Source organism: Longimicrobium sp. (assembly GCF_036399255.1).
GTDB lineage: Bacteria > Gemmatimonadota > Gemmatimonadetes > Longimicrobiales > Longimicrobiaceae > Longimicrobium.
The window spans coordinates 1-9275 of the sequence record NZ_DASWNM010000171.1 but is presented as its reverse complement, the minus strand read 5'-3'; the positions used below and the strand labels follow the sequence as shown (position 1 = coordinate 9275).

Below are 9275 nucleotides of genomic sequence, written 5' to 3'. Positions count from 1 at the left end.
ACGTCCGCGGCGGCGCGCTTCCGTCCGGGGAGCCGGTTCAGCCGACCTTGGCGACGTTCGCGGCCGCGGGGCCCTTTTCGCCGGTCACCTGGTCGAACTCCACCTCGTCACCTTCCACCAGGGTGCGGAAGCCGCTGCCCTGGATGGCGGAGTAGTGCACGAAGCAGTCGCCGCCCCCGTCGTTCGGCGTGATGAAGCCGAAGCCCTTGGCGTCGTTGAACCACTTGACCTTACCTACGTTGCGCATGGCAGTGCTCCCCAAACTGGTTGTTCGCCGGGCGGAGCGTCGGCCGCCCGGTAAGGCTGCGTGGGATGGCCCCCACGCGGGCAAGCGGCCGCCCTGAACGGGCAGCCGGCGCTGTGGGACCGCGATGGAGTGCGCGTGTTCAGTAGGTGCCGGGGACGAGCGGAAGAGAACCACCGGTGTGCCTGATGAGACGTGCCGCGGCCGGACGAGCAGAGGAAGAATTCCCGAATCCGGGTCAAACGTAAGCAGGTACGCCTAATCCGTCAAGAATTTTGTTTACCGGGAAAGCGCGGCATGGATGCTACTGGATTCAGTCCCCCTGTCCTCCGTGAACAGGATTCCGCGCGGCCGGATGGATGAAGGCGGCCCGCCGATCCGCACCGACTGCGCCTTTCCGTCTCCCGCGGCCGGTCGTCAGCGGTAGCGCTCGGCCAGATTCGCGGGGTCGGCGCCCAGGGCGTACTCCGCGCGCAGCCGCCACATCAGCACGATGGTGCGCACCACGCCGCGCGATTCCCAGCGGCGGCTGGAGGTGAGCACCGGCTCCGCGAGGCACAGCGGCGGGCCCAGCCTCCGCAGCGACTTCGACAGCGCAACGTCTTCCATCAGCGGGATTTGCGGAAAGCCGCCCGCTCGATGGAACCAGTCGCGCCGCACGAAGATCGCCTGGTCGCCCGTGGCGATTCCCGTCACCCGCGACCGCCAGCCGATCATCCGCTCCACCACGCGCAGCAGGGGATGCCGCCCGCTCAGCCGCACGTCGAAGCGCCCCCATCCGCGCCCGCTCGCCGTCAGCCCATCGATCACCCGCCGGTCCGCGTCCGCGGGGAGCCGCGTGTCCGCGTGCAGAAAAAGGAGCACGTCGCCGGTGGCGGTGCCCGCGCCCGCGTTCTGCTGGCGCGCGCGGCCGGGCTCTGACGCAATCACATCATCCGCCAGCGCGCGCACGAGTTCCACGGTCCCGTCCGCGCTGCCGCCGTCGACCACGATCACCTGGTGCCCGCGCGCGCGCAGCCCCTGCAGCGGCCGCAGCGTATCCGCGATCCCCCCCGCCTCGTTCAGCGTGGGGACGATGATGGAGATGCGCGTCGCGGGTTCGATGGCGGGCGGGAGGGGCATGGCGGATGGGCTCGATGGGGCGGAGTCCGCGGCGGAAACGAGGAACGGGAGGCCGCCGCGGCCTCCCGTCCGTCCGTCACCGTCGGGCGCGGGTCAGCGCGGGGCGGCGGCCTGCACCACGCGGCTGCGGACCACGCGGCCGCTGCCGTCCAGGACGTACTCGATGACGGCGCCGCCCTGGTCGCGCACCTGCCGCACCGTCTGGCCGGCGGCGTTGGTGGATTCGCGCAGCACCTGCAGGTCCAGCAGCCGCCCCACGCTCCGCGAGCCCACCACGCGCCCGGTGGTGTCCAGCGTCTGCTCCACGATGTTCCCCGTGGCGTCCACCGTGCGCTGCACCGTCTGCCCCAGCGTGTTCACCGTCTGCGAGAGCACGCCGCCGGGCGCGGTGACGTTGTTCAGGGTCTGCCCCACCGTGCCCACCGCCTGGTCCACCACGCCGCCGGGGCGCAGCGCCTGGTTGGCCACGCCGCCCACCGTGCCCAGCGTGTTCCCCACCGTGCCGACCAGCTGGCTGAGGATCTGGGGATTGTCGTCGATGAAGGTGAGCGCGCGGTCCACCACGTAGACGATGTTGTCCAGGTCCACCAGCAGCAGCGCCTGCGCGCGCACACCGTTGATCCCCAGGTCCACCTCGCCGATGTGCACGTCGGCGCCGGCCCGCACCTGCACCAGGTTGGCCACGCTGGCGTTGAGCGCCAGCCGCGCGTCCAGGTTCTGCACGCGCAGGCGAATGCGCTCCACGCACAGGTTGGGCACGTCCACGATCACGTCGTACTCGCGGTGGGCGGCCTGCGGCCCGCCGGGCGTGCGTTGCTCCGGCTGGCACTCCGCGCCCAGCGTCCCCTGCTGCCCCGCGGCGCCCGCCGGCAGCGCGAACGCCGCCACCAGCGCCATCATCCCCATGGACCTGCGCATCTGCGCGTCTCCCCGTTCCCGGTGCACCGTGCCCGCACGCCGTGGCGGCGTGCTCCGGCGGCGGGCCCGGTGCAAGAAGGTTGCCGCATCACGACAGCCTTTTCGGGCATGGAACTTGACTCCGCGCACGGCCCGGAAGACGGCGGTGGATCTCCCCGGCCCAGGAGCACCTGTGCGGCGTCCGTGGTGGATGGCGATGATGCTCGGCGCGCTCGCCGCACTGGGTTCGGTGCCCGCGGCGGCGCAGGGGTGCGGCGGACTTTCGTTGCGCGCCGATTCCGCGCGGGCGGAGCCCGGACGCGCGCCGGACATCCTGATCGCCGCCTCCGCCACCGCCCGCGAGGTGCGCTTCGAGAGCCAGCCGCAGATCCGCATCGGCCTGAACGGGTGCGCGGCGCTGGACTCCGTGGTCACCACGCGGCGCGAGAACCTGCCGGATCCCGTGCAGCCCGGCGTTGCCTACCGCGACGTACGCGTGGGGGTGGAGATCCGCGCGTGGCTGAACGTGCAGTGCCTCCCCGCGCTCGCCGCCGCCGACCCGGCGCTGTGCGCGCCGGTGCAGATCCGGACCAATGCCCAACCGCCGGCGGGCGAGCCCGCGCCGGCCAACCCGCCCGGGAGATGAGGACGATGATGCGCCACTGGATGACCGCCGCGCTGTGCGCCGCCACGCTGCTCGCCGCCGAAGCGCACGCGCAGGTGCGCGACACCACCGTGGCCGGCCGCCGCGCGCGGGTGCTGGGCGATGCCGCGCCACGGCAGGGGCCGGTGGCCCGCTCGGCGCCCATCCGCACCGGCACCGCCGCGCAGATCGGCACGCCGCACTACGACGTGGTGCTGGAGGTGCCGGAGCTTTCGGTCGATTCCATCGGGCTGACGGTGGCGGACCTGCGCGCCACGCTGTCGCTGGACGCCAACGCGGCCAACCTGGTGAGCATCAGCGCCGGCGCGGACGTCAGCATCGAGCGGGTGGAGCTGGAGATCGTGGGGGTGCTGGCGCAGGCGTTCGTGTACGTGGACCTGGACAACGTGGCGCGCATCATCGACCGGGTGGTCGCCACGCTCGACAACAACCCGCAGCTCCTCACGCAGCTGCTGAGCACGGTGGGCCAGGCGGTGGGGACGGTGGGCGGGGTGGCCAACACGGCGCTGCAGCCGGGCGGGGTGGTGGAGAACGCGGTGGGCACGGTGGGGCAGACGCTGAACAACGTGACGCAGCCGGGCGGCCTGCTTACGCAGACGGTGAACACGGTGGGGCAGACGGTGCAGGTTACGCTGGGCACCACAGGCAGCCTGGTGGAGCGCACGCTGGACACGGCGGGCAACGTGGTGAACACGCGCACGCTGGGGCAGATCACCAGCCTGCCGGTGCTGCGCGAGACCACCAACGCGGCGGGCCAGGCGGTGCGCCAGGTGCGCCACGCCTCGGGCGCGGTGATCGAGTACGCGGTGGACCAGGCGGGGAACGTGGTGAGCAGCCGCGTGCTGCAGGCGGCGGCCGGCGCGGCGCGGCCGTAGGCGCGTAGGCGCCACGGTGCGCCGCGGGCTAAAGCCCGCGGCTGGAAATGCCAGAAGCCCCGTCTCGGCTCGCTGCGCTCGCCGAACGGGGCTTCACCTGCTCGCGTGGCAGCGCCCGCACTCCGTCGCCTCCCATTCGCGAGACGAATGACTTCCTGAGGGAGCGCCGCGCTTCCCTCTGCCCCCACGCCGTCCCCGGCGCGCGACCGAAGGACCTCGCCTCGGCCAGGACGGCGCCGTTCGTAGCGCGATCAGCCCCGCGGCCACAGTCCGCGCAGGCGGACTTTGCGCCTTTCCCGCGGCGAATTGATTCGCTCCAGGGGCCGGAGCGCCGGGCGTGGTTCCTTGCGGATCTTCCACCCGGCTCGGCCCAAGCGCCGCGGGCTAAAGCCCGCGGCTGGAAATGCCATAAGCCCCGTCTCGGCTCGCTGCGCTCGCCGAACGGGGCTTCACCTGCTCGCGTGGGCAGCGCCCGCACTCCGTCGCCTCTTCGCGAGACGAATGACTTCCTGAGGGAGCGCCGCGCGTCCCACTGCCCCCACGCCGTCCCCGGCGCGCGACCGAAGGACCTCGCCTCGGCCAGGACGGCGCCGTTCGTAGCGCGATCAGCCCTGCGGCCACAGTCCGCGCAGGCGGACTTTGCGCCTTTCCCGCGGCGAATTCATTCGCTCCAGGACCGGCGCCCGAGTGGCCGGGCCTCAGAATGACACGCTTCTGCTTACGATGCCGGGATCGATGCCGGGGCGCCGATGCGGAAGGCGTGGCGGGACTCGGTCCAGGCGGGCTGGCCGGGGACCACGGAGCGCTCCACCATCCGCACCTCGCCGTCGGCGGCGATGGTGAGAAGGGTGGAGGCGCGGGTGCCGTAGACGTCGCTGGCGATGAAGGGCGGCGAAAGCAGGCGCTCGCGCTCGGCGCCCACGCCGGTGTCGGGGAGCGCGTCGTCCGCGGCGATCACGCGGTCCGCCAGCACCTCCCAGAGCGGCCCGTCCCACGCGTCACCCTCCGCGGCGGAGAGCGCATCCGCCATCGCCCGCCTGGCGCGCAGCACCTTGGGCCAGGGCGTATCCAGCAGCGCGTTGCTCAGCCCGTAGATGCCCGGCTCCAGCCGCCGCACGCCTTCCGTGCGGTTGGACAGGTAGAAGAGGCCGGCGCCGTCCCCCACCAGCAGGTTGAAGCCGTTGTACCGCGCCGCGCGGCGGGCCAGGCCGTGCGCGTACGCCTCCGCGTCCACGGCGCCGCGCAGGAAGCCGGCGACCAGGGCGCCGCGCGAGGGGGCGCCGGGGGTCTGGGCCAGGCCGGGGTCGCGGTAGTTGGTGACGGCGGCAAAGCGGCCGGCGCGGGTCACGCCCATCCAGGTGCCGCCCTCGCGCAGGTCGCGGCCGGCCAGCACGTCCGGCGCGTCGTCCCACCAGGCCGCCGGGGCGGTGGGGCGGGCGTACAGCTCGTCGCGGTTGGCGGCCACCACCAGCCGGTAGGCGGGGTGTGCTTCAACCGCCAGCGCAATCAGGCACACGGGATGCTCCTTGAAACCCTGAACAGAGCCGAACGCGTACGGCGGATCGGAGTATCAACACCGCCCCCGCCGTCCGGGAGGCAATCCGTACCCCCAGCTATCACGGCAGAGCCATGTTGTCGTACCGCCGCCACTTCATCTCACCCGAACACGAATGGGTGGTCTTCGTGCACGGGGCGGGCGGCAGCTCGTCCATCTGGTACCGGCAGGTGCGGGAGTTCCGCAAGGCCTTCAACGTGCTGCTGATCGACCTGCGCGGCCACGGCGACAGCCAGCCGCCGCTGCTGCTGCCGTACGAGGGCGACCGCTACACCTTCGAGCTGGTGTCGCGCGAGATCCTGGACGTGCTGGACCACGAGGAGGTGGCGTCGGCGCACTTCGTGGGCATCTCGCTGGGGTGCATCCTCATCCGCACCATCGGCGAGATGGCGCCGGAGCGGGTGCGCAGCATGGTGATGGGCGGCGCCATCATCCGCCTGAACCTGCGCTCGCGGGTGCTGGTGGCGCTGGGCAACGCCTTCAAGCGCTTCATCCCCTACATGTGGCTGTACCGGCTGTTCGCGTGGATCATCATGCCGCGCAGCCGCCACCGCGAGGCGCGCAACCTGTTCGTCACCCAGGCCAAGCGGCTGTGCCAGAAGGAGTTCATCCGCTGGTTCCGCCTTACCTACGAGGTGAACCCGCTGCTGCGGCGCCTGTTCGAGCAGCGCGAGCTGCCCATTCCCACGCTGTACGTGATGGGCGACGAGGACCACATGTTCCTGCCGTCGGTAAGCGGGCTGGTGAGCCGGCACACGCGCTTCAGCAAGCTGGAGGTATTGCCGGAGTGCGGGCACGTGGTGAACGTTGACCGGCCGGAGCTGTTCAACGTATTGTCGATGGACTTCATCCGCGCCGCCACCCCCTCCGCCGCATGACCCTTCGCTCCGCCGTTCTCCTGCTGGCCCTCGCCGCCCTGGCCGCGTGCGGGGGAGATGATGCCGCGCGGCCGGCGGAGCGCACCTCCATCGTGGCGGCGGGCGACATCGCCAGCTGCTTCTGGCGCGGCGACGAGGCCACGGCGCGGCTGGTGGAGGGGATCGGCGGCATCGTGGCGGTGCTGGGCGACAACGTGTACCCCGACGGGTCCGACCGCGAGTACCGGCAGTGCTACCACCGCAGCTGGGGGCGGCACCTGGACCGCACGCGGCCCGCGGTGGGGAACCACGAGTACCGGACCCCGGACGCGGGCGGCTACTTTCGCTACTTCGGGGCGCGGGCGGGGCCGCCGGGGAAGGGGTGGTACAGCTACGCGCACGACGGCTGGCACGTCGTCGTCCTCAACAGCGACGAGCCGCTGGAGCGCGGGACCGAGCAGCTGAACTGGCTGGTGGCGGACCTGCGCGCCCATCCCACCCGCTGCACGCTGGCGTACTTTCACCACCCGCGCTGGTCCAGCGGGCGCCACGGCGGCCGCGAGCGGGTGACCGACGCGTACCGGGTGATGTACGACGCGGGGGTGGAGGTGGTGCTGGGCGGCCACGACCACCACTACGAGCGGTTCGCGCCGCTGGACCCGGTGGGGCGGCTGGACCGCGAGCGCGGCATTCGCCAGTTCGTGGTGGGCACCGGCGGGGCGCCTTCGTACCGCCTGCGCGAGCGCGTTGCCCACAGCGAGGCCATCGCCGCCCACGTGCGCGGCGTGCTGCGGCTGGTCTTTCATCCCGACGCGTACGAGTGGGAGTTCGTCGCCGTCCCCGGGCGCAAGTTCACGGACGCGGGGCGGGCCAGCTGCCACTGATCGGCTGGATCTGGAAAAAGATCGGCCTCCTACGGAAATCAACGGAGCCAACGGAGTTTTTCTCCGCCAGCTCCGCTGACTCGTTGTGAGGCCGATCTGTTTCGTGGACAATACCAGATCCGGGAAAACAACACCTTCAGGGTACAGGGGAACAGAGTCAAACAGAGAAGGCGAGCAGAAGCATGATCTCGTTTCTCTGTCTGACTCTGTTCCTCTGTACGATTATTCTTTTCCCGGATCTGGTATCAGGGATACAGGTTCTGCACCTGCCAGCGCGCCGCGTCCGCCGGGTCGCGGTCAAAGCGCTCGCGCTCGTGCAGGCGGCTGGGGCGGCCCTGCCAGAACTCGATGCGCGCGGGGTCCAGGCGAAAGCCCGACCAGTGCGGCGGCCGCGGGATGCTCTCGCCCGTGAAGCGCGCCTCGTACTCCTGCACGCTCGCCATCAGCGCGTCGTACGAGGGGAGCGGCCGGCTCTGCATGGACGCCCACGCGCCGATGCGGCTGCCGCGGGCGCGCGAGGCGTAGTACTCGTCCGCCTCGGCGTCGGACACCGGCTGCACGGGACCCTCGATGCGCACCTGCAGCTCCAGCGGCTGCCAGAAGATGCAGAGGGCCGCGTGGGGGTTTGCCGTGAGCTCGCGCCCCTTGCGGCTTTCCAGGTTGGTGTAGAACACGAAGCCGCGCTCGTCGAACCCCTTCAGCAGCACCATCCGCACGGACGGGCGCCCCTCCGCGTCGGCCGTGGCCAGCGCCATCGCCGTGGGCTCGGCTACGCCCGCCGCCATCGCCCGCTCCATCCACTCGCCGAAGCGGCGGAACGGCTCGCCCAGCTCCGCCACCCGCGTCTGTGCCTCCATCCGCCTACCGCCCCCCGGTGGCGGCCTCGATGGGCACCGAGGCGCGGGTGTTCTCCCACGTCATCACCAGGTTCGTCACGGCGCCGCCGCCCGGCTCCAGCGCGATGGTGAACTGCTCCACGGGCGAAGGCGTGCGCTCCACGCGCATGGGGATGCGGGCCAGGTCCTGCGCCTGGTCGTACTGCGTGCCCCACTGCCCCGTCTGCCTGTTGATGATGAGCTGCCACGCGTTCTCCCCCGGCAGCGTGTACAGCGTGTACGTCCCCGCCGGCACCGCCGTGCCGCCGATGCGCAGGTCGCGCGGGGTGACGAAGGTGGTGGCCGCGTTGGCGCCCGTGCGCCACACCTGCCCGTACGGCACCAGCCCGCCCATGATGGGGCGGCCGCGCATGTACGGACGCCCGTAGTCCACGTAGATGCGGTCGTTTGCGATGCGCATCTCCGCCGTGTCGCGCGGGCTGGCCGGCGGCGGGCGCTGCCCCTGCGTGCCCTGCGCCGCGGGCTGTGCGGGCGCGGCGGCGGCCTGCTCGGCGGGCCGCGGCTCGGGGTTCTCATTCTCGCGCGGGCCCGAGCAGGCGGCCAGCGACGCCGCGACGGCGACCAGGGCCGTGCGGAACACGGGGGCAAATCGGGTCATGGAAGCACCTGTCGGCGATGGGGTCAGGGGTTACGGCCTCGGTGGATTGTACCCGCCGCCGCCCCCGCCCGGCAAGCGCCGATTGCGCGGCACGCTTGGTGATGGAAGCCCGCCGACGCATTATCATCGCATGATCTACATCGCCGAAGAGCCCGAAGACGCCTGGCTGGACGAAGACTTTCCGCTGGGCGACGGCACCGCCGACACCGGCGCCGCCGTCACGTGCCCCTACTGCGGGGAAACCGTGGAGATCGTGCTGGACCCCGGGAGCGGCTCGCGGCAGGAGTACGTGGAGGACTGCGAGGTGTGCTGCCGCCCCTGGCAGGTGCACGTCACCTACCTCTCCGACGGCTCCGCCCAGGTCGACGTGCAGGCGTCGGACGACGGGTGGGATGATTGAGGGTGCGCACCGGCAGGCACTGCACTGCGTCCGCGGGGCGCCCCCTCCGGGCTCGCATGACTCGCCCACCTCCCCCAAAACTGCTGGGGGAGGTTGTGTGTTGGGGCTGGGAGCAAAGGATCGGCGAAAGGCATCGAGCTGGCGCCCGCCGGCGCCCCCCACCCCGGCCCTCCCCCGCAAACTGCGCGGGGGAGGGTGACGCGCTCGACAGGTTGCCCGGAGCGGGATCGAATTCTCCCCTCTCCGTGAGGAACGAACGGGGAGGGGCCGGGGGAGGGGCACC

11 protein-coding genes are annotated in these 9275 nt (G+C 71.8%); 5 read left to right on the top strand and 6 right to left on the bottom strand.

Annotation, left to right across the window (positions count from 1 at the left end; all coding sequences use genetic code 11):
- Positions 1 to 37: 37 nt before the first annotated feature.
- From VGC13_RS32345 to VGC13_RS32335, 3 genes are all read right to left on the bottom strand, one after another.
- A complete protein-coding gene (locus tag VGC13_RS32345; protein ID WP_331129493.1) occupies positions 38 to 247 on the bottom strand; it encodes a cold-shock protein in 210 nt (69 codons plus the stop codon).
- Between the two features lie 414 nt (positions 248 to 661).
- Complete coding sequence (locus VGC13_RS32340; RefSeq protein ID WP_331129492.1) at positions 662 to 1366, bottom strand: TIGR04283 family arsenosugar biosynthesis glycosyltransferase; 705 nt, start codon at positions 1364 to 1366, stop codon at positions 662 to 664.
- Positions 1367 to 1459: 93 nt separating this feature from the next.
- Complete coding sequence (locus tag VGC13_RS32335) at positions 1460 to 2284, bottom strand: hypothetical protein (RefSeq protein ID WP_331129491.1); 825 nt, start codon at positions 2282 to 2284, stop codon at positions 1460 to 1462.
- A gap of 190 nt (positions 2285 to 2474) precedes the next feature.
- Here VGC13_RS32335 and VGC13_RS32330 point away from each other — a divergent pair, with 190 nt between their 5' ends.
- Both VGC13_RS32330 and VGC13_RS32325 read left to right on the top strand, forming a co-directional pair.
- The gene (locus tag VGC13_RS32330; protein ID WP_331129490.1) at positions 2475 to 2909 is read left to right on the top strand and encodes a hypothetical protein; all 435 of its coding nucleotides are present in this window, start codon (positions 2475 to 2477) and stop codon (positions 2907 to 2909) included.
- Positions 2906 to 3802: a hypothetical protein gene (locus VGC13_RS32325; RefSeq protein WP_331129489.1), complete on the top strand. Its 897-nt coding sequence runs from the start codon at positions 2906 to 2908 to the stop codon at positions 3800 to 3802. Before VGC13_RS32330 ends, VGC13_RS32325 begins: the two co-directional genes overlap by 4 nt.
- Before the next feature lie 718 nt (positions 3803 to 4520).
- On the opposite strand, the gene VGC13_RS32320 is transcribed toward VGC13_RS32325, so the two are convergent.
- On the bottom strand, positions 4521 to 5318 hold the full coding sequence (locus VGC13_RS32320) for an NRDE family protein (RefSeq protein WP_331129488.1): 798 nt from the start codon (positions 5316 to 5318) through the stop codon (positions 4521 to 4523).
- Between the two features lie 113 nt (positions 5319 to 5431).
- Between VGC13_RS32320 and VGC13_RS32315 the strand changes: the two genes are divergently transcribed.
- Both VGC13_RS32315 and VGC13_RS32310 read left to right on the top strand, forming a co-directional pair.
- On the top strand, positions 5432 to 6235 hold the full coding sequence (locus VGC13_RS32315) for an alpha/beta hydrolase (RefSeq protein WP_331129487.1): 804 nt from the start codon (positions 5432 to 5434) through the stop codon (positions 6233 to 6235).
- Positions 6232 to 7098 carry a metallophosphoesterase family protein gene (locus tag VGC13_RS32310; protein WP_331129486.1) on the top strand — a complete coding sequence of 289 codons (867 nt, stop codon included), beginning with the start codon at positions 6232 to 6234 and terminating at the stop codon, positions 7096 to 7098. Before VGC13_RS32315 ends, VGC13_RS32310 begins: the two co-directional genes overlap by 4 nt.
- Before the next feature lie 245 nt (positions 7099 to 7343).
- Here VGC13_RS32310 and pdxH read toward each other — a convergent pair whose 3' ends face one another.
- Together pdxH and VGC13_RS32300 are read right to left on the bottom strand one after the other, a co-directional pair.
- Positions 7344 to 7955, bottom strand: a complete 612-nt coding sequence (gene pdxH / locus VGC13_RS32305) for a pyridoxamine 5'-phosphate oxidase (protein WP_331129485.1) — start codon at positions 7953 to 7955, stop codon at positions 7344 to 7346.
- A gap of 4 nt (positions 7956 to 7959) precedes the next feature.
- On the bottom strand, positions 7960 to 8592 hold the full coding sequence (locus VGC13_RS32300) for a DUF2911 domain-containing protein (protein WP_331129484.1): 633 nt from the start codon (positions 8590 to 8592) through the stop codon (positions 7960 to 7962).
- A 130-nt stretch (positions 8593 to 8722) separates the two neighbouring features.
- On the opposite strand from VGC13_RS32300, the gene VGC13_RS32295 reads away from it, so the two are divergent.
- A complete protein-coding gene (locus VGC13_RS32295) occupies positions 8723 to 8992 on the top strand; it encodes a CPXCG motif-containing cysteine-rich protein (RefSeq protein ID WP_331129483.1) in 270 nt (89 codons plus the stop codon).
- The last annotated feature ends 283 nt before the right edge of the window (positions 8993 to 9275 follow it).